17 protein-coding genes are annotated in these 17,916 nt (G+C 57.1%); 3 read left to right on the forward strand and 14 right to left on the reverse strand.

The annotated features are described in order from the left end of the window. Positions 1-1,038: 1,038 nt before the first annotated feature. On the forward strand, positions 1,039-1,260 hold the full coding sequence (locus ACODR6_RS30705; RefSeq protein ID WP_489026272.1) for a hypothetical protein: 222 nt from the start codon (positions 1,039-1,041) through the stop codon (positions 1,258-1,260). A 215-nt stretch (positions 1,261-1,475) separates the two neighbouring features. On the opposite strand, the gene ACODR6_RS30710 is transcribed toward ACODR6_RS30705, so the two are convergent. From ACODR6_RS30710 to ACODR6_RS30730, 5 genes are all read right to left on the reverse strand, one after another. Next, positions 1,476-2,336 carry a 3'-5' exonuclease gene (locus ACODR6_RS30710; protein WP_489026317.1) on the reverse strand — a complete coding sequence of 287 codons (861 nt, stop codon included), beginning with the start codon at positions 2,334-2,336 and terminating at the stop codon, positions 1,476-1,478. 510 nt (positions 2,337-2,846) lie between these two features. Beyond that, positions 2,847-3,629 carry a Crp/Fnr family transcriptional regulator gene (locus tag ACODR6_RS30715; protein WP_112716061.1) on the reverse strand — a complete coding sequence of 261 codons (783 nt, stop codon included), beginning with the start codon at positions 3,627-3,629 and terminating at the stop codon, positions 2,847-2,849. A gap of 492 nt (positions 3,630-4,121) precedes the next feature. Then, positions 4,122-4,331 (reverse strand): hypothetical protein, encoded by a 210-nt coding sequence (locus ACODR6_RS30720; protein WP_489026273.1) that lies wholly within the window; start codon positions 4,329-4,331, stop codon positions 4,122-4,124. A 206-nt stretch (positions 4,332-4,537) separates the two neighbouring features. Further along, positions 4,538-4,813 carry a DUF982 domain-containing protein gene (locus tag ACODR6_RS30725; protein ID WP_112716059.1) on the reverse strand — a complete coding sequence of 92 codons (276 nt, stop codon included), beginning with the start codon at positions 4,811-4,813 and terminating at the stop codon, positions 4,538-4,540. Between the two features lie 180 nt (positions 4,814-4,993). Beyond that, positions 4,994-5,566, reverse strand: coding sequence for a cysteine hydrolase family protein (locus ACODR6_RS30730; RefSeq protein WP_489026275.1), 573 nt, complete (start codon positions 5,564-5,566; stop codon positions 4,994-4,996). Between the two features lie 229 nt (positions 5,567-5,795). Here ACODR6_RS30730 and nadE point away from each other — a divergent pair, with 229 nt between their 5' ends. Continuing rightward, positions 5,796-6,653, forward strand: a complete 858-nt coding sequence (gene nadE / locus ACODR6_RS30735) for an NAD(+) synthase (protein WP_112716179.1) — start codon at positions 5,796-5,798, stop codon at positions 6,651-6,653. Between the two features lie 299 nt (positions 6,654-6,952). Here nadE and ACODR6_RS30740 read toward each other — a convergent pair whose 3' ends face one another. From ACODR6_RS30740 to ACODR6_RS30770, 7 genes are all read right to left on the reverse strand, one after another. Continuing rightward, positions 6,953-7,270, reverse strand: a complete 318-nt coding sequence (locus ACODR6_RS30740) for a chaperone modulator CbpM (RefSeq protein ID WP_112716053.1) — start codon at positions 7,268-7,270, stop codon at positions 6,953-6,955. A 9-nt stretch (positions 7,271-7,279) separates the two neighbouring features. Continuing rightward, positions 7,280-8,185: a J domain-containing protein gene (locus ACODR6_RS30745; RefSeq protein ID WP_112716051.1), complete on the reverse strand. Its 906-nt coding sequence runs from the start codon at positions 8,183-8,185 to the stop codon at positions 7,280-7,282. Positions 8,186-8,527: 342 nt separating this feature from the next. Beyond that, positions 8,528-9,607 carry a DNA topoisomerase IB gene (locus tag ACODR6_RS30750; protein ID WP_489026278.1) on the reverse strand — a complete coding sequence of 360 codons (1,080 nt, stop codon included), beginning with the start codon at positions 9,605-9,607 and terminating at the stop codon, positions 8,528-8,530. A gap of 242 nt (positions 9,608-9,849) precedes the next feature. Beyond that, on the reverse strand, positions 9,850-10,374 hold the full coding sequence (locus ACODR6_RS30755) for a DUF992 domain-containing protein (protein WP_489026280.1): 525 nt from the start codon (positions 10,372-10,374) through the stop codon (positions 9,850-9,852). Between the two features lie 521 nt (positions 10,375-10,895). Beyond that, complete coding sequence (locus ACODR6_RS30760; protein ID WP_489026282.1) at positions 10,896-11,318, reverse strand: hypothetical protein; 423 nt, start codon at positions 11,316-11,318, stop codon at positions 10,896-10,898. A gap of 734 nt (positions 11,319-12,052) precedes the next feature. Next, entirely contained in the window at positions 12,053-12,256 is a 204-nt protein-coding gene (locus ACODR6_RS30765) for a CsbD family protein (RefSeq protein WP_112716043.1), read from the reverse strand. Positions 12,257-12,428: 172 nt separating this feature from the next. Continuing rightward, entirely contained in the window at positions 12,429-12,731 is a 303-nt protein-coding gene (locus ACODR6_RS30770; protein WP_203431573.1) for a hypothetical protein, read from the reverse strand. Positions 12,732-12,940: 209 nt separating this feature from the next. Between ACODR6_RS30770 and ACODR6_RS30775 the strand changes: the two genes are divergently transcribed. Then, positions 12,941-14,065: a helix-turn-helix domain-containing protein gene (locus ACODR6_RS30775; RefSeq protein ID WP_489026284.1), complete on the forward strand. Its 1,125-nt coding sequence runs from the start codon at positions 12,941-12,943 to the stop codon at positions 14,063-14,065. A gap of 30 nt (positions 14,066-14,095) precedes the next feature. On the opposite strand, the gene ACODR6_RS30780 is transcribed toward ACODR6_RS30775, so the two are convergent. Together ACODR6_RS30780 and ACODR6_RS30785 are read right to left on the reverse strand one after the other, a co-directional pair. After that, positions 14,096-16,849, reverse strand: coding sequence for an EAL domain-containing protein (locus ACODR6_RS30780; RefSeq protein WP_489026286.1), 2,754 nt, complete (start codon positions 16,847-16,849; stop codon positions 14,096-14,098). After that, positions 16,846-17,724 (reverse strand): FecR family protein, encoded by an 879-nt coding sequence (locus ACODR6_RS30785; protein ID WP_489026288.1) that lies wholly within the window; start codon positions 17,722-17,724, stop codon positions 16,846-16,848. Before ACODR6_RS30785 ends, ACODR6_RS30780 begins: the two co-directional genes overlap by 4 nt. Positions 17,725-17,916: the final 192 nt, after the last annotated feature.

A 17,916-nucleotide genomic window follows, 5' to 3' on the forward strand; every position in this document is an offset into this window, starting at 1 on the left:
GATTTGCGTTGTTTCAACCGCGGCTCTGACGGCTGGTCTCTGCTACGTGACGGAGCTTGAGCTTCAACGCTGGTCAATGATGCCGCTGGCCAGCAAGGATGGATTGTATCGTAATCGGAAACTTTCGCCCTTGGGAGGCATAGCCAACTTTCTCTCTTTGATGGAAGTGATCCGGGTAACGACCACGCTGCTCACGGTTTCCATCAGTCGCGGGTTCCAGTGCAGGAGACGTCGAGCCGAGTGCTACCAACGGCGCCGACACGCGTTCCTTGAAGACAGGAATTGACGAGATCGGGAAGGCCCGGTCGGGGATTTATAGCGCGATAAGCCCTTGCGCACGGCTCTCAATGGCGGTCCGCTCGGTTTACCCTTTGAAAAAGCTAGCAAAGAGTTCACTATGCAGGCGCAGTATCGAACGAAAAAAAAGGCGCTAGCAATCCATTTCCAAGGGGTCCGCAGCCAATGACCGATGTTTGCGCTGAACTGAGCATTCCGCCCGTCCGGGTAGTCGGGGAATTTCTCTTCCATCGGGTCGATCACGCAATTACTGATAACAGAACCGCGCCCCCTCGCCGACATTTGCGCGGGCAAGCTCAATTATTCAAACAGTCTTTGCCGATCCGCATCCAATCTCGATTGATTTTCCCATAGCAGGATCATCCTCGTCTTCGACACTGACGATCCGCTCGTAAGCAATCTCCTGGCCTGGGGCCATAGTGCCGCTCCTGGAGCCAGAGCCACAGGTCGTGAAATCCACCCGAATGAGACCACCTAGATAAGATCATCGACGAGGAACCTCAGGCCGCAACCTGAAACGGGCTTCCCAAGCCGTGTCTTCAATGTGGACCAGCGCCGCCATTTGCCAATTCCTGTCAGTCATGTTCCCCATGCTCTTGCCATGCGGTGTCAAGGAAGCTGGCCTGCTTGGGAGCGCTTGGGTGTCGAGAGAAACCGAGGGTGCTTGGGGATTGTCGTAGGTCGGGGTATTCATTCTCGTAATTTTTGATATAGTCCAAGCTGTTGTGGGGAGTAGGCGTTATGAAGAGTCTGGTGCCTGAAGCTTTCTATTGGGCTCGTTCCGAGGAGCACACCGGGGGGAAGACAACAATCGTCCAAGTCTCGACGGTTTTTGGCGACGATCCGGATTTCTGGACCCTAGCGATTCCCGGTTCCGAAGAGCATTACGTGACAAGTGATTTCGACATCATTGCGCTTGTCGAGCCACTTGAAGGACATTCTCTTCGGCAAGCTGCTGAGTAGTTTTTGTTTCGGACCGCCCGCGCATGCAATGGACTTTTTGGGGCCGTTAGAGTGCTCCTGTCGGCTCCAGCCGGACAGCATTAGCCATCATCAATATCCGAGTCACCATCCGTCCGATGGTGGCTATCCGGTTGCATTTTTTTGGATTGTGAGCGACCGGATAGCCGCCGCCAATGTCCTGACGCCTGTCAGGTGGGCCCTCTCGATATCGGATTCTATTTATAACGGTCGAAAGCGGTCGTGTATGTCACGAGCGGGTCCGCGTCTTCCCACCCGTAAACCTCCGCGCGGAGATAATTGATCTCCTCTTGCACAGCCTGTTCGTCGACTTCGGTCCACCATGACTTCGGCCCGCCATCACTTCCGTCAGACCATTTGTAGCCACGCTTCTTCAATTGATCCTTCATCTCGAACGGACTGTGTTCAGCAATGATACGCGCGCGCTGGCGCTGGCTCGACCGGTAAAGTTCCGAAAAAGGCGAACTGTCGCTTTCACCGTGACCACGATCAAGGATCTCCAGCAGCGCGAAGCAGTCGTCGACCGCTCGATGAGCCTCGTGAAAGTAGCCCGCCTGCCCGATCAGGTATCCGAGCTTGGTACCATCGAAACCGCGGGCAGCCCAATCAATCTCCGACACCGAACAGGCCCAGGCCTTTCGGTGGAATACAGGCGAAAAAGCTTCCAGAAATGGCCTGTCGAACGCCGCAAAGTGCGCAATGATTAGATCCGCGGGCTCGATCAGCGATCGCAGTCGATGGGGGTCGACAATGTGGCCGGCCACCATGTCGTTAGTAATTCCGGTGAGCCGGGTGATTTCGTTCGGGATCGGCTTCGTCGGCTGGTGCAATGCACCGTAGACGTCAGTGACGTCGCCGATTGCTCCGAGCGCGTCAAATGAAAAGCTGACGATGCCAATTTCTATCACTTCGTCTTCGCGATGGTTAAGCCCAGTCGTCTCGGCATCAACGATGACGCCCCTCATAGGAAAGCCCGCTCGTGGATCCGGCGCTATCGGTCTCGGCTCTAGCTTGCTGAGGACGCGATAGCGACCAGTCGCCTCCAGTTGGCGAACCAGTTCGTCATAGCGGGGGCCCGATTCACTGCCCGCCGCCGCCGCGGGCCAAGCGCGGAAGCCTCGCTTTCATCTGGAAAAAAATCGAACTGCTGCATCACTCGTCTGTCTTGGATCCATTGCCGAGAACGAGCTATAATCGATTCCGTGGCTCAGTTCAGGGGAAATAGCTGACGGGTTAGCACATAGACCGGACGGCAGAGACGCTCAGGCATGGCCACAGTGGCAGGGAGCGAGACAAGCGCGCGCGAGCTGCCGCCCGTTCGACATCAGCGGCAAGAGCGAAGATTTTGTCGACACGGATCGACTGAGCCAGATGGAGATCAACCAAGACGCAGTGAGGGCCAGGGGCGCTGTCCTTTTTCCTAGGGCGAAATAACGTTTAGTATGGCGTGGATGGAAAGGAAGACGATAGGGTAGTCATTTCTGTCAGCTCCCTGCCATGCGACGCCTTTGAACGAGGCTAGCGACCGGCTTGGGCATCCTCGGGAATGGCCGCAATTGCAGCTTGACTTAGTCAGCGAGCACCGGACCAGGTGAAGGACCACACAATATTTCAAACCAGGCGTTTTCGGGCATGCCGTAGAAGTCGCCGGCCAGCGTTTCCAGGCCCGGTCGGTCGTTGATAAAAATATTGCCACGATTGGCTCGGACCAATCTTTCTCCCTCCAGGAGATGCAGGGCTATCGTGACGCCTGGACGGTGAGCGGCAACTTGGCGCGCAAGCTCTTCATGGGTTATGGGGATGCTGTCGCCATCCAAGCGATCATGTAGCATAAGCAGCACACGGGCAATATTTTGTGGGATGTCACCTTGGCGCCCGCTCATCGCAATCATTCCCATCTGCACGTGGCGCCATTCAAGATAACGGCAAATGCGGTCTCGAAACCGTGCGCTCTTGCGTGAAAATGCGATGAAGTCAGGAGCAGCGATCTCGTATCCCGATCCTTCAATGCGAACTTTGACCGGCATGTAAGTGGTAAAGACACCGTGGAGCAATTGGGCGCCGATCATGCCCTCCCGTCCGATCATTGCAACTTCAACGTCCAGTCCGGGACGATCCTGGGCGAGAATCGACACGACGCCGTCTTCGATGAAGATGACGTTGTCCACATGATCTTGCGCCCTCAACAGAAGGTCGTGGCGGGCAAGCTTCCTGCGCTTTAGAAGAGGAGCGAGCGCTAGCCTATCCTCCGCTGGCAAGAGCGCCAGTAGCTTGTTTTGAAAAATCGAAAGCATCGATAGAATATGAAACTGCGTTTGAGTCGCCGCCACCCATTGTACGTTTTTGTACATCAGCCCGGAGAAGCCCTTCGATCCCCTCTATTTTCACAGCCGTCTCCATGACGGTGGGCCGGCTCATGGTTCGGCGATACCTGCTGACGGTTTCTTCGGAACAAACTGGCCGATCTACGCCATCGGGGCGTTCAGTGGTGGCGGTAAGCACCGCCTTGATACGTCTCCGTGCCTCGCTACTAGAAGGTCTTATTGCCAAGCGTTGTGACAACAAAATTACGCAGCGGGGCGTCACCACGTGGCGTCCCTTCCCCGGTCGTCTTGCAAAAGCTTATCAGGCCGAGCTCGTCAAGCCGATAGCGAATTTCGCGTGCGCGGTGGTTTCGCCAGCCGGTTCGTCGGTCTTCTTAAAGCCGCGTTTCGATTGGTATCAAATAGGTTGTCCAGCATGGCTATTCCTATCGCGGTGGAGGTTCAAAATACCCCAGATACCGTCGAGGTCCCCACAACGAGAACTGGTAGCTTGTCCGGCGACGGTCGGCAACTCTTCGACTACACCGACCGACCAATTTGCCTAAGATAGGCAATGACGGCATCCTTGTGCATCGTCAAATCGATTCCGCGTGCCGGGTCGCGCGCATCCAGCAAGCCTGAAGCGTCGGCAGGATCTAGAATGAGGATCACGTTATTTTCCGTGACGTCCACGGCAAACCCTTCGCGCAAGAGGCGGTCGACATATGTTGTCACGCTTTCGTCAGCCATCTGATCCTCCATACTGCTTGCAGCGCTTCTGAAATGAACAAGGGAGCAGGATGTTCCGTGCCGGACCCCTCATTGGGGATCCTGTCTCAAGGCGATGCGATCGTCCAAGTCAAGACCACGGTTAACGAGCACGTTCGTGGCGGCAAGCATCTGGCTATCAGCGCGGCTTGTCTCTACGCACGTGCCGTACCGCAAGGCCGCGAGGATCAATGGACCCGGGTGTCGGCCTTGACGATAAGCGCAGCACGCAGCGCAGCTTTGATGAACGCCTTGCGAGCCTTGCCGGCCTTCGCCTCGCTCCGTTGGGAAGCGAGGCAGGCGACGAGTGCTGTGCGCCACATCGCGTCGTCTGATGATCTCGGCCACCTTCTCGACAATAGGAGCTCCGCAAGATCTGTGACGGAGACCGCTTTGTGCCAGCGATCCGACCCGTCAAACCTGATCGCAATGCTTCTGATCTTGACCGGCGAGGAAACAAACATTTTGAACTTTCCTTTGTCGTAAGGCCTAGCCGACTCAGAAGGAGATGGTTCCACCGCGTCAATGGGAACCCACCCTCAGCGGCGTCCGCTCCAGCTCGGCGACGATAGGACAGATCCTTTCGTCAACGTGTGGACTTTCACGCGACCGTGCGGCAACACAGCTCTCGACCGTACCTCGCATCAACGCATTGAGGATAGGATTTGCTCGGTCGAGGACACCTCGACTTGAACACTGAATCTTGAGCCGAGCAAATCGAGGGTTGAATCGTGAGTGTTGTCGGCTCCGCTGCAAACCGCGTCAGCCGGTATGATTACATGGTATCCAAGGTCCACAGCGCCAAGCACAGCTGCCAGAACACAGACGTCGGTTTCACCGCCGGTGATGACAACAGTGTCGACATGTTCGTGGGTCAGAATTTGGTGAAGATGACCGCTCACCCATGGCGAATATGTGGTCTTGGTGAAAACTCTTGCCGGCGGCACGAAGCATCCCAGTTCAGGCACGAAATTCAGCAGTTCGTCGGGAAGATTTTCACGTGTCATGCACTCCCATTTGGCATAGTACTCATGCCACCTTCCGGGCATCTGCGAACCGTGTTGCGGTGTTAAGAAGCGGGTGAAGACGGTTCGTTCAGCAAACCGTCCGGCCAGCTCGACAACTTGGCCAGAAATCTTTGCCATCCAAGGAACCTGCCATGGCGTCGGTTCCGCGAACATTCGCTGCATGTCGATGCACAAATGGACCCAAGTCACAAGCGTCCTCCGGTTTCCAACAGTGCCGAGTGGCCAGGACAGGACGAACCATGATCCGTTGAGGAAGTTCCGTCGCGTCTTTTTTCGTGCGATTTTGGACAGAGGGCTTTTCGAAGACGATGAAATCGGAACTATCAGCTCACCTGATTGTTCAAGGGTTTCGACCTGCAGTTATTGGTCAATCCCACTCGGCGGGCACAGGCTACTAGCGTTCGCTTGCCTCCTCAAGATGTGTAAGTCCCGTCGTTTCTCGGCCCGGAGGTGCTTAGTGTCGCCTGAACAGAAATCCATCATCGAAGCCCTTGGTGTGCATGAACATTTCGATGCGGAACATGAGGTAATACGGAGATGTTCATTTCTGGAAGACTACTGCATAGCAGCGTCGGGTCGGTCATTCGTGCTTGGGATCAGCGGCGGCGTCGACTCACTGACGGCAGGTCTTCTGGCGCAAAAATCTGTCGCCAGGCTCAGGAGCGGCGGACATCAGGCGGAGTTTATCGCGGTTCGGCTCCCGTACGGCGATCAGGCCGATGAGTCCGACGCGCAGGCTTGTCTCTCGACTATTCAACCCGATCGCGTCATTACAATCGATGTCAAGCCGGCGTCAGACGCTATCATGAGTGAGATCAGTCGCAACGCTCCGGGGATCGTCGATGGCGATCGTTACCAGTTCCACCTGGGGAACATCAAAGCCCGTCAGCGTATGATCGCACAATATGCGTTGGCGGGCGCCACTCGCGGGCTCGTTATCGGCACCGATCATGCTGCAGAAGCTTTGATGGGGTTCTATACAAAGTTCGGCGATGGGGCCGCGGACGTGCTCCCCTTGGCTGGTCTTAACAAGCGTCGCGTTCGGGCACTCGCCAAGTTTTTGGGCGCACCGGAAAGCCTTGTCCTGAAAGTACCAACGGCCGATCTGGAATCGGACGCGCCGCTTAAGCCTGACGAAGATGCCTACGGGGTGACATACGACGAGATCGATGATTTTTTGGAAGGGCGAGAGATCAGCGTCACCTCTAGGGATCGCATCCTGGCAATGTATTATGCTTCGGGACACAAGCGGACGCTGCCAGCCACTCCGATCTGATTTTTCGTCAGCCTCTTTCCGCTCTGGTAGCGCCGCGCGGGCGCTATTCACCTTTATCTTGAGCAGCAACGAGCCGCTCGCTGATCAGGCTGACATGTGGGAGCCGAATTCCCGCAAACCGATGTCTTTGTCATCGGTGCAAACTTCAGCATGATTGCATCTCGCTGGGTTGCGGTTGGCTTCGATCGCTTGGAAAAGGCAGAGGCTTTCAAGCATAGATACATGGATCGACCAGCCAGTGCGGAGTTTGAATATAAGAGCGACAGGAGCAAGAGTGACTGAGCAATTGCCGCGCCAACTCAACGGATTGGGGTCAGCGCCTGCCATAGGGCGTTTTGGACCGCAGGATCCTGTTTGCCGATCGCTTCCATCAGCAAGCGCATCCGCTCACGCAGGCTGTGCACCTGGTCGACGAGCTCGATGACCACATCAACGCCGGCGTGATTGACGCCCATGCTTTCGATGAGATCGAGGATCAGACGCCCTCTCGCAAGGTCAACGTCCTCATAGGAACGGGCTTGCGAAGAACTGCCGGGGATAATCCATCGCTCCTCCACCCACATCTGAAGAGTTGAACTTTCGATTTGCAGGATACGACAGTACTCAAGATCGTTCATCGCCTCCTCCTATAAGCCCCTCGGGTTATGGGATTTACCAGCTTCCCACCGGGTCATGAAGTCCGTCAACTCTGCGTCCGGTGTCGCCGGCAGAGCGATTTTCAGGACGACATATTGGTCACCATGGCCACCGTGCTTGTTGGGAAACCCCTTGCCCTTGAGACGAAGCCTTCTGCCTGTACTGGAATATGGCGGAACCGTCACGGACACCGTCCCCGACAAGGTGGCGACTTCGACCTTTCCACCCAGAACGGCCTCCCGAAGTGAAATCGGCAGCTCAATCCTGACATCATCTCCCTCAAGAGAGAACTGGCGGTCAGGAAGAACGTGGATCTCGACGAGGGCGTCGCCCGCGGGTCCGTTATTGTACCCAGGGGCGCCCTTTCCCCGCAAGCGCAAGATCTGTCCGTCGCGAGCCCCTGCCGGGATTTTTAGCTCAAGGGTGCCGCCTTCTGGCAGGGAAACGGTGCGCTTTGCGCCATTGGCAGCCTCGCGAAGCTCGAGTTCCAGCCGGTAGTGCGTATTGTCTCCAGGGTACGGTGCGGTGCCCCTGCCCCCTGCCCCCGAAAAGAAGCTTGAGAAAATATCGTCCCGATCACCAAAATCGGCAAACCCACCGGGATTATGGTATCGAGAGCGGCTATGCTCCCCTGATGCATAGTCGCGATAGTAGCTACGTTTTCCCTGCTCGCCACCGGTCTCGTCGATTTCATGCCTATCGAACCTCGCACGCTTATCCTCATCCCCTAAGATCGCGTAGGCGGCGGAGGCTGCCTTGAACTTTTCTTCGGCTGACGCGTCACCCGGATTGAGGTCGGGATGCAGTTTTTTGGCGAGCTTGCGGTATGCGGACTGTATTTCCTTCTGCGTCGCGTCTTGTGAGACGCCGAGCGTTTCATAAGGATTTGCCATCAATCTTTGCCCTGCATCGTCATCGCCTAAGAAATAGTGCCGGTGACTTTTACCTGCAAGGCCTTCGGGGACGTCATCCCGGATGGCAAAATGGAAGTGTCCTCAGGCGCGTGGGCTGCGGAGGCCTTGGGCCGAACGGCCTGGAATCTGCGCGATCCTCGCAACGGCGCATCGGCGTCAGGCAGGAAGTCCTGCCTGGCCTTCAGGTCGTGATCTGCACGGACGAAATTGCCAGAGCATGGCACGGCGCCGACAATGGTCGGGGGACCACTCTTGGTCGTTGACAGTGTCGTAGAGCCAAAGAGGACGCCAATGCCGGGAAAGTCGCCAGCCGTGGATCGCAGCTTAGGCGCTGGTCCTCGTGCCACCCTGCCTACTCTTTAGCCATCTCACCACCCTGATTTCTTCCTCATCCATCCACTGCAGCAGCCGCGCGCTTCTAGTCGTCAGTTTTAGGACGTCTCCAAGCGTACCAGCTTGAAAGTCCTCGAACACCGCCGGATGAATATAGGATGAGCGGCAGACCGAACGGGTGTTCACAAGTTTGGCAGCAACCTGATCAACGGCATCGTTGAGTTGTCGTGCGAGCGCCCGCTTCGTTGTCGCAGCTTCCAGCGATGCCAGAACCTCCACCGCCATACAGGTTGCACCCCATGTTCGAAACTGACGGGAGCTAAAGTCGTCGCCGGTGATATCCTTGATGTATGCGTTGACGTCGTGTGAGGAAATTTGGCGGCATCCGCCTTGATCACATACATATTGGAACAGGTGTTGCCCTGGAAGCTCTTGCAGCTTTCTGACAACATTTGCGATCCGGCGATCACTATGGGCAAGGTTCCATTCCTTGCCGGATTTTCCCTTAAAACGAAACTTCACGCTTCCGCCCTCGACCTTCACATGACGGCTTCGTAGCGTGGTGAGCCCAAAGGAGTTATTCATCTGCGCATAGGCGGTATTTCCGATGCGGATGTACAGATTGTCGAGCATCCACACGACGGTTGCAAGCGCTTTGTCAACGTTTAGGCCGCGCGAGCGAAGATCGAAATCAACCCTCTCGCGAAGATCGGGAAGGCTGCCGGCGAACGCGCCGAGCCGCTCGAATTTTGCTTTCCCACGTTCAGCATGCCACTCGGTATGGTACCGATACTGCCGTCGGCCTCGCGCATCTGTTCCGATCGCCTGCAGGTGGGAGAGCGGGTTGGTAGAAATGATGACGTTGGTATAAGCGGGAGGGATGGCCAACGCGTTTAGGCGCTCTATTTCGGAAGGTTCCGTTATCCGACGCCCGTCGGGTCGGTAATACAGAAATCCGTTGGCCCCAGGCTTTCGCGTGATACCGCTCTCCAGCCCTGGAATGTAGACAAGTCCGGAAGCTAGTTTCGCCTCCGCATCCATCGCATCGATCTTCGCAAACATCTCGTTCATTTCGCTCTAACTCGAATTGAAGTCTCCGGTTCCATCTGGCGGGACAGATCGACGGCTCTGTTAAAGGAAAAGTCACGCTGACAGTTGTTGCAAATCCGATATCTCAAACAAATGGCGCAGCAAGGTCTCGGTAACCCGGTGCTGACCCGAACGCGTTCCAGCGTCTTTGATTTAAGGCAGCATAGAATTGAAAGGTAAACTGCGCGCAGGCGGCCGCGCGCAGTACTTCTTTCTCAGGGGCTTCAGCCAGCTTTTTGAAGCTTGAGTTGAGCGATCCCAGCCGCGATATTGAGGCCGACGCCGCCCTCGGCACTGATTGGCTGCAAAGCGAAGTTCTTTGAGCTGCCACCGACCAGGGCGTTAGCGCCGAGACCGAGTCCGACCGACGCTCCGGCTGATGCTCCGACATACCTGCCGGCAAGCGCCCCGTCGCCGACACGCGTGGGCACGGTGTTGACGACCAGCCAGCTCAAATAACGCTTGCCGGTCACGCCCACGTCGACACCCAGCCTTCCAATCGTCCCGACATACCGTTCAATCTTGCCGGATCGCTGTTTGAAGGAGCACTCCAGTTTACGGTTCGAGCCGATGACCATGCCTATGCCTCCAGCCACCTCACACTGGAGCGTGCCGAGGCGTTCCTTCGGCTGATCAGCGACGACCTGTTTGACATGCTTTGAGCCGTGGTGTTGCCGCATTGTGGCAGCATCGGCCGAGCCTGAAAAAGCCATAGCGACCACTGCGGAAGCGAATAGAGCAGATTTCATTGTCATCTCCTTTTAGAAATAGTCCAGCCGCCTAACGCGCGACTTTGGTTTTGGTTCAGCCGGTTGGATGTGGAGAGGGTTCAACGGTGATGGCCTGAACCGGAACCTGCAGCGGTTCGTTTGCCGATGTGGCCGCGTGCGGCGGTGCGCGATTGATTTGCGCTCAATCGCACGAGGTTGCGCATCATCATGCGCGCATGAACGGATCGGCGTGCCACCCCTCACGGGCGCGACGGCTATGCGAGCACAGGAACTGCCGCGGCAATGGATGGCGACAACGGCAGGATCGAATAAAAGCGTGCCGATCTCCATCTCTCGCTTGGGTCAGGGATTACGTGATTGGCTGTAGACAGACGCCGCTCTGCCATCTGGGCGGATCATGGACCCGTCTAAGCCCGGCTATTGCGAGTAAGGAGGGCTGGACGACTGGTCTTATCGCTCTTCCAACGAAAAGCAGCCTGGACCGTGGTGCGGCCGGGCTGCTAAGTGAGACGCTGCGCCAGAACAAGCGCAGATGACGATTACTTCACGCCGAGCTTCTTACGCAGGTCTACATTTTCAGCCCGGAGCTTGTCGCCAAGTTGCTTGCGCAGCACCTGGTTCTCTTCTTCGAGTTTGAGCAAATCGGCCATCTCATCCGCAGAGGCGACAGGGCGGGCGGTCGCAGAGATCGTGCGCTTTCGTCCACCAATCTGGGTCGCTTCAGACTTGGGCTTACCCTTACGGCCGGCCGGCGCTGCCAAAGCTAAAGGATTACCCTCTTCAGCTTTGGCGGCTGATCTCTTTTTGCCGCGGCTGGTCGCGGCACTGCTGGTCTTCTCAGCTGGTGAGGACGTTGAAACCACCGCCGGCTTGCGAGGCGCGCGTTTCTTTTTTTGCGGAGTTGTTACGACTTCGGCAGTGGCCGGGTCTGAAGCTGGGGCTGGATTTGTATCGTTAGCCATGGGTTTCTCCGTTTCAGGGCGAATTTGTTGTAGGATGTCCAATGGCAACGGTCGACAGGACTACCAGGACGCTCGGAAGTGTAGTTCGGGAAACTTGTCCCAGAACGACGTGTTTAGCGGAGCCACCCAAAATTGATTTCGGACTTCGCTTCGATCGTCTCGCTGGCATTCCCGCCGTTTAAGTAGCAGGAGATTGGGACAAAGAAGCTGACGCTCGTCGTGCGCCACGGGCTGCTAGGCGCGACCCTGCATCGCCTGCTTCATCATTAGTGTGTACTCATCCATGTGTGAGGTCTCATGCGCGTCTGGCCGGGTTAGCATTTGCGCATGTTTCGGATCGCCGCCCTCGGTATATTGGCGTTTCGGCTTGCTTGCGCTGGTCGAACCGGCGTCCCCGCAAGTTAAATTCTCGCGTGCCATCATCAAACTCCGTGCGTTTCAACCGAATTGATCACGAAACGATGTAGCAACAAACTCGTTCCACGGACGCGATCGACGAATGCGTCACGGGCGCTAATCGAATTCGTCATCGCAGCGAACGGTTCGGCTGTGACGGCTAAAGCCACGGCGGTCGACGGCGTTGACGACGAAGTTAAATGATCACTTGCACACGTCGAAGCAGGAAAAGCAGCAACATCAGCTGGCAACGAGCATGATTATCGATACAGCTGGCTCCAATCGTCTAAACAAAAGTCGCCGGCACAAGGGCCGGCGACTAGAAAGTCCTGGAGCTCTTACCAGGTCTGACGGCCATACCAGGCGTCAACGTCCTTGTTGGCACGATCCTTCTCGTAACCATAGCGTTCCTGGATCTTACCTTCGAGCTGGTCGCGCTTTCCATCGATTACGTCAAGATCATCGTCAGTCAGTTTCCCCCACTGTTCCTTGACCTTGCCCTTCATCTGCTTCCAATTGCCTTCGACGCGGTTCCAATCCATCGGTGTTTTCTCCTTCTATGTTAGGACGAAACGCGATGGACGCGCGCTCGTTCCAGCCGCTGATGTTGATTTTCGAAATTGACCATGGCACTGGCAGTGTCGGGAACGGCCAAACTTCCGGTTGCATGCCCATGGGCCCCTCGACCATGGCTCAGCCGGTCCCCACAATCTTCTAGCCCCTGCGGCTCACAAGCCTGGCCAGCATGGCGGTTATGATAACGCTCGCTGCAACCCACGCCAGGGAACGGCCATTTTCCCGTTCGTCCACCGCATTTCTTCGCAGATGTCCAAAGGATAGTTGCTCGCGGAGATCTGCGACTTCCTTACGAAGCCATGCGAGCTCTTTACGGGCGGCGCGAAAAACCTCGTCGTCGTCGTCTTCCAAGACGCTCGGGCCACCATCATCCTCCAGTTCCTCGAGATATTGTTCCAGTTCCGCGCGAGACGAGAACCCCTTGGCTCTAATGTCGGTCATGATCGTTTTCCTGTCGCAAGGTTTGAGGGTTTGCAGGGTTAAACGCTGATTGCTTGAAAAAGATGCACCACCTCAGGGCTGCAGAACTGGCAGGGCTGCCAACACGCAACGCCGCTTGGAGAGCCCCACAACCGAAGATATGTCCAGACTATCCTTGCCTGCCATGAATCCTGCCCCATCTAGGAGTCTCGAACAGTAGGAGCCGGGTCATGACTTGCCGCGAAGCGCTGACCGGGAAGCGTATTCTCCTGGTTGAAGACGATTATTACATGGTGAGCGAGTTAGCACAGCGTCTCGCGGCGATGGATGTCATCGTCGCTGCGAAATGCCCAGGTGTTGCAGAGGCTCTGGGGGCGATCGCGGCGTCAACTGACCTCGATGCCGCTATATTGGACATCAATCTGTCGGGCGAGATGGTCTTCCCCATAGCAGACAGGCTGGAGCGGCTCGGCATCCCTTTCATTTTCGCCACCGGCTACGACCCGGATGTCTTACCCGATCGCCACGCTGACAAAATTGTGTTGCGCAAACCCGTCGAGGTCGAGAGTTTGGCGCTTGTCTTGTCGGACGTTGCGCGTCAAAGAACCGTCTCGATCGAGGAGGCACTACAAAACGATCTTCTCGCCCTTCTTCCCGCACACACTCTGAAGGAACTTTTGCCGCTCCTGAGCAGGATGAGCGTGCCAAGGGGGGCTGTTCTTGAAGTTGCCCATCAGACGATCAGCCGGGTCTACTTCCCGCTCGATTGTGTCGGTTCGCTCATCGCCGTCGGGAGCGGTGGCGCCAGGATTGAAACAGGGCTCATCGGCAGGGAGGGGATGACAGGCTTCGGGATCGCGCTCGGCGATGAGCGCACGCCGCATGAACTTGTCAATCAGATTGAAGGCTTTGCTCTCGCCATAGCCGCCGACGATTTCAAGCTCGTGCTGAAGGACGCTCCCGAACTCGATCTTCTTGCAGGTCGGTTTGCACGATGCCTTGGCATACAAGTGAGCCATACCGCTCTCGCCAACGGCAGGTTCGACATCCGCACGCGGCTTGCCCGATGGCTGCTGATGGTGGACGACCGTACGTCCAAGAGCGGCTTTGACCTCACTCACGAATATCTCTCCATCATGCTTGGCGCCAGAAGGCCATCAGTGACGGAAGCAATTCACGTATTAGAAGGAGAAAGGCTCATACGATCCACTCGAAGTCACCTCGAAATCCGCGATCGACCAAAATTGCTTCAGTTTGCAGGCGAGTCCTATGGCACTCCGGAAGCGGAGTATCGCCGCCTCATGTCATTGCCGATCGTCGCAAAACCGCTGGCCCGACTCGCCGCTGTCGGTTGACGAACCTCGTTCGATGATGGCGATCCAAGGTTAAGCTGATCTGCGCTCAGGCCCGAAGCCAAAAGCTGCGAGCATCTCATCAGGTGGCTGGGGCCTGCCAAAGAGATAGCCTTGACCGGTTGCGCAATGGAGCTCGCGAAGAAGCGCTTGTTCAGCCGTGCCCTCGACGCCTTCAGCGACGATCTCCAGTCCCAACCCATGGGCAAGGGAGACGATTGCCTTGACGATCTCGAAGACCCCGTGGTCCGCAGTCATCCTGCGAACAAATGACTGATCGATCTTAAGTTTGTCGAGCGGCAAATCAGCGAGATAGCTCATAGAGGAATAACCCGTTCCAAAATCGTCGAGTGCAATGGAAACACCGATCGCGCGAACCGCAGCCATTTTTGCCTGCGATCGGCCGCCATTGTCGAGGAACGCAGATTCGGTCAGCTCGACACAGAGTCGTGACGCCGGCAACCCACTCCTGGACAAAGCAAGGCAAATTTCCCCTTCCACATCGGCGCGCTCGAACTGAATTGGCGAGATGTTGACCGATACAGCACCCGTTGGCCAATGCATGGCGTCCGCACAGGCCTGCATCAGCACCCAGCGGCCGATATCGCAAATTATCCCGGAAGACTCTGCAATTGGGATGAACTCCGTCGGTGGGACGATGCCGAGTTCAGGGTGGCGCCAGCGCAAAAGTGCTTCCGCGCCGACGAAATGTCCCATCGCCAGGTCCACCTGAGGCTGGTAGAGCAGAAAGAACTGCCCTTCGCGCAGCGCACCCCTCATGTCGGCTTCGAGACGTCTGGAGCGGGCTTGTTGGAGCGCGACGGCCGGATCATAGATCGACCAGCGCCCTGACGTTTCCTTAGCGATGTCAAGCGCGGATTCGGCTGCGCGCAGAGAACTCGCCGAATCGACAAGCTCGGTGCGTGCTACGCCGAGCCGGACGACAACGGTGGCGGACATCTCGTCGAAGACGACAGGCTCCTCGAAAAGAGCCAGCAAAAGATCGGCTTGAGACGCCGGGTCGGCATCATCCCCGGCTCTCAGGATCGCGAACAGGTCGCCATCGATTCGCGCCAGCAGATCGCCTGGGAAGCTGGCGGCGAGCCGGGAAGCTACGGCCTTCAAGAGCTTGTCACCGACATCGCGGCCCAAAGTCGCGCACACGTCCGAGAAGCGTTCGATATCGAGAACCGCCACTACGCCGCCGCGTCCTTCAAGGCGTGCGAGGAACTCGCGGCGATTCAAAAGCCCTGTTAGCTCGTCCTTCTCGGCCATCGACTTGAGCTTCGCCTCGTATGCTTTGCGGGCGGTGACATCGCGGATAATGACGCACCCGCCGAACGAGGGTGCCGCTCGAAATCCCTTCTCCTCGACCGGAGAAAGGGTGATCGCCGCTTCATAGTTTGTTTCGCTTTCACCCCTGCGTCTGACAAACTCTACGATCGTGCTTTGGATCCTGCCGGGATCGGCCTCGTATAAAACAGCAAGATCACGGATCGCCGCCGTCACCGACTGCTCTGCGCTGCTCAGCAGGTTTGCGCCGGCCCCGACTCTCAGGATCGATTTGGCAGATTCACTGATTTCTGCGATTTTCATGTCGCCAGCGAAGGCAACAATTCCATCGGAGCTGTCGGCAATGATACGCCGCATGAGGCGGCGGGCGTTGCGGGCGTCGATGTTTGCAAGCGTCGCCATCATCTGACCGAGATCTACCCGTTCGTTCAACGCGAGACCGCTTGCGAGCGCGAGCAGAAGCCATGAGACAGTCGTCCCTGTCACGATGGCATAATCTTTCTGGAGAGCGTAGGCCGTCAATTCGCAGACGGCGCCTAATGTCAAGGCGAGCGCCGAAAGCTTGGCCAATCCAACGGAACGCGACGACAGGACGGCAACGATCAGCGCGGCAGCGAGGAGAAGCTCCAATGGCCCTTGATCGACTTCGCTCAGGAGGCGGGCCTGGATCAGCGTCTCGGCTGCGAGAACATGAATAAGAGGTCCCGGCAATACTCCATGCACCGGGACCGGAAAGATATCCTTCAGTTCGGTCGCAGAGGCGCCGACGACAATGGAACGTCCAGCAAGCTGACCGGCTGCTACCTTGCCGGTAAGAACATCCGCCAGTGAGTAAGTGGGCACGCTGCCGGGCTCAATCGAAAAGTCGATCAGCCGATGCCCTGAGGTCTCCGGGCTTGCGCCGAGAGCCGAAGCTGCAGATGGCGTTGAAATGCCCTCGAAGGCGCTGCCTAAATCGAAATTGCGCACCGCGCCGTCGGCGTCGGTGGAGACGTTCGCAAATACCGGCCAGGCGTTGGACAGGAGCCGGGGGATGGGCCTGGTGACCACCGTCTCTCCTGAGGCCGCGGCGATCTGCTGGCGGAAGATCGGCAGAAGAACGCCTCCACCGGCGCGCTCCAGTGCCAATGCGATCGCGTTATCGTCATCGGCATCGGAGGGGGTGGAGAAATCGATATCGAGGAAGATGTCTGCTGCATTTGCGGCGGTCAACTTGTCCAGAAGCGTGGCATAGATGCTACGAGGCCAAGGCCAGACGCCGACCTCGTCAAGCGTTCGCTTGTCGATGGCAATGAATACAATCTTGCCGGAGGCCTCCCTTGGCGCCCATTGAAACCGCTTGTCGATCAGCCTTTGGTTGAGCGCCGTTAGCGCGGTCAGGCTGGGGGCGACGACCGGAAGTGCAAGCATGACGGTGATAAGCGCGGCGCGAAGCGCGATCGGGCCAGTGACTGCGTCATAGATCCGCCTAAGCGTCGCACCGAAGCTTTTCACTTGTTGTTGCCTTTGCCGCTATCGCTGCCGTTTCCGTTATTGCCCTTGCCGCCACTGTTGCCATTGCCTCCACCATTACCGTTGCTTTCATGGCCAGAGCTGCTGTCTTTACCGCCTCCGCTATTGGTCGAGCCATTGTGTCCCTTGCCGGACCTGCCCCCGCTGTCGTTGGCAGTGTTCTCGCTCGTATCCTGCGATCCCTTGCCCGATTTCTCCTTGTCTTCTGCTGAACCTTCGGTCTGGCCGGTGAGGGTGGTCGTTCCCACCGCAGGCACGACCGCGACGGACGGTGTAACGGCTATTATCGATGGGCGCGAGGCAGCACCATCGACTTTCATCCCCGTCTTTCGGTCGACAATGGCGCTCTGGCGCGGCCCGACATTGGCTTGCTGGCCGCTCGCGAAGGCGGTCACCTGCACGAGGCCTCGATCAACGGACACAGACGCTTTGGACCTTCCAACGCTCACATGGAAGATTGTGCCTTTTACAACAGCCGCTAGATAGGGCGTCTGCACCGTCGTATGGGGCAGGCTCCGCCTTTCGATCTCCAGATCAAGGGCGCCCGCCTGCTGAACGATTTCCGTTTTGCGCAGTGCAAAAAAGCCGGCTGGCTTGGTGGTGATTGCGGCCATCGTGTTAGGCTGAAAGGCGATGCTTTCCACGCCCCTTACCAGTCGTGCCCTTCCGCGAGGCCCCGTCGAGATCCAGGCGTGATTGGGAAGAATGTCGCCCGACTTTAAGTCCTTCCACGACATTTGATCCGTCGTATAGCGTACCTGGCTCGTTGCCTTGGCGACTTTCCAGTCATCGCTGCCAGCGATCGCCGAGACCGGCAAGAGGAAAAGCAGGACGACAAAACGAAGAACAACGCGCATTTCCACCCCCGTGTTATCGGAGCATTTAGGCATGGCATCTTTAAGAATCGTTTTAAGTTCGCGCCGAAACTGATCGCAAACGCGCGGTGCGTACGGTATCGTACGGAGCCCTCAAAGATTTCGTGATCCTGCTTGAGAAGCATTGGGCGGCACAACCGTCTTTTCGTTCAGACATCGTGCAAGCTGCGTTCC

This window comes from Rhizobium sp. FG96 (assembly GCF_057808655.1).

Excerpts from the sequence above, each read along its gene's own strand:
- ACODR6_RS30715 (WP_112716061.1), bottom strand. The coding sequence starts at position 3,629 with ATGTACAAAAACGTACAATGGGTGGCGGCGACTCAAACGCAGTTTCAT.
- ACODR6_RS30720 (WP_489026273.1), bottom strand. The coding sequence starts at position 4,331 with ATGGCTGACGAAAGCGTGACAACATATGTCGACCGCCTCTTGCGCGAA.
- ACODR6_RS30765 (WP_112716043.1), bottom strand. The coding sequence starts at position 12,256 with ATGGATTGGAACCGCGTCGAAGGCAATTGGAAGCAGATGAAGGGCAAG.
- ACODR6_RS30725 (WP_112716059.1), bottom strand. The coding sequence starts at position 4,813 with ATGTTTGTTTCCTCGCCGGTCAAGATCAGAAGCATTGCGATCAGGTTT.
- ACODR6_RS30750 (WP_489026278.1), bottom strand. The coding sequence starts at position 9,607 with ATGAACGAGATGTTTGCGAAGATCGATGCGATGGATGCGGAGGCGAAA.
- nadE (WP_112716179.1), top strand. The coding sequence starts at position 5,796 with ATGTGTAAGTCCCGTCGTTTCTCGGCCCGGAGGTGCTTAGTGTCGCCT.
- ACODR6_RS30705 (WP_489026272.1), top strand. The coding sequence starts at position 1,039 with ATGAAGAGTCTGGTGCCTGAAGCTTTCTATTGGGCTCGTTCCGAGGAG.
- ACODR6_RS30770 (WP_203431573.1), bottom strand. The coding sequence starts at position 12,731 with ATGACCGACATTAGAGCCAAGGGGTTCTCGTCTCGCGCGGAACTGGAA.
- ACODR6_RS30775 (WP_489026284.1), top strand. The coding sequence starts at position 12,941 with ATGACTTGCCGCGAAGCGCTGACCGGGAAGCGTATTCTCCTGGTTGAA.
- ACODR6_RS30785 (WP_489026288.1), bottom strand. The coding sequence starts at position 17,724 with ATGCGCGTTGTTCTTCGTTTTGTCGTCCTGCTTTTCCTCTTGCCGGTC.
- ACODR6_RS30755 (WP_489026280.1), bottom strand. The coding sequence starts at position 10,374 with ATGAAATCTGCTCTATTCGCTTCCGCAGTGGTCGCTATGGCTTTTTCA.
- ACODR6_RS30760 (WP_489026282.1), bottom strand. The coding sequence starts at position 11,318 with ATGGCTAACGATACAAATCCAGCCCCAGCTTCAGACCCGGCCACTGCC.
- ACODR6_RS30740 (WP_112716053.1), bottom strand. The coding sequence starts at position 7,270 with ATGAACGATCTTGAGTACTGTCGTATCCTGCAAATCGAAAGTTCAACT.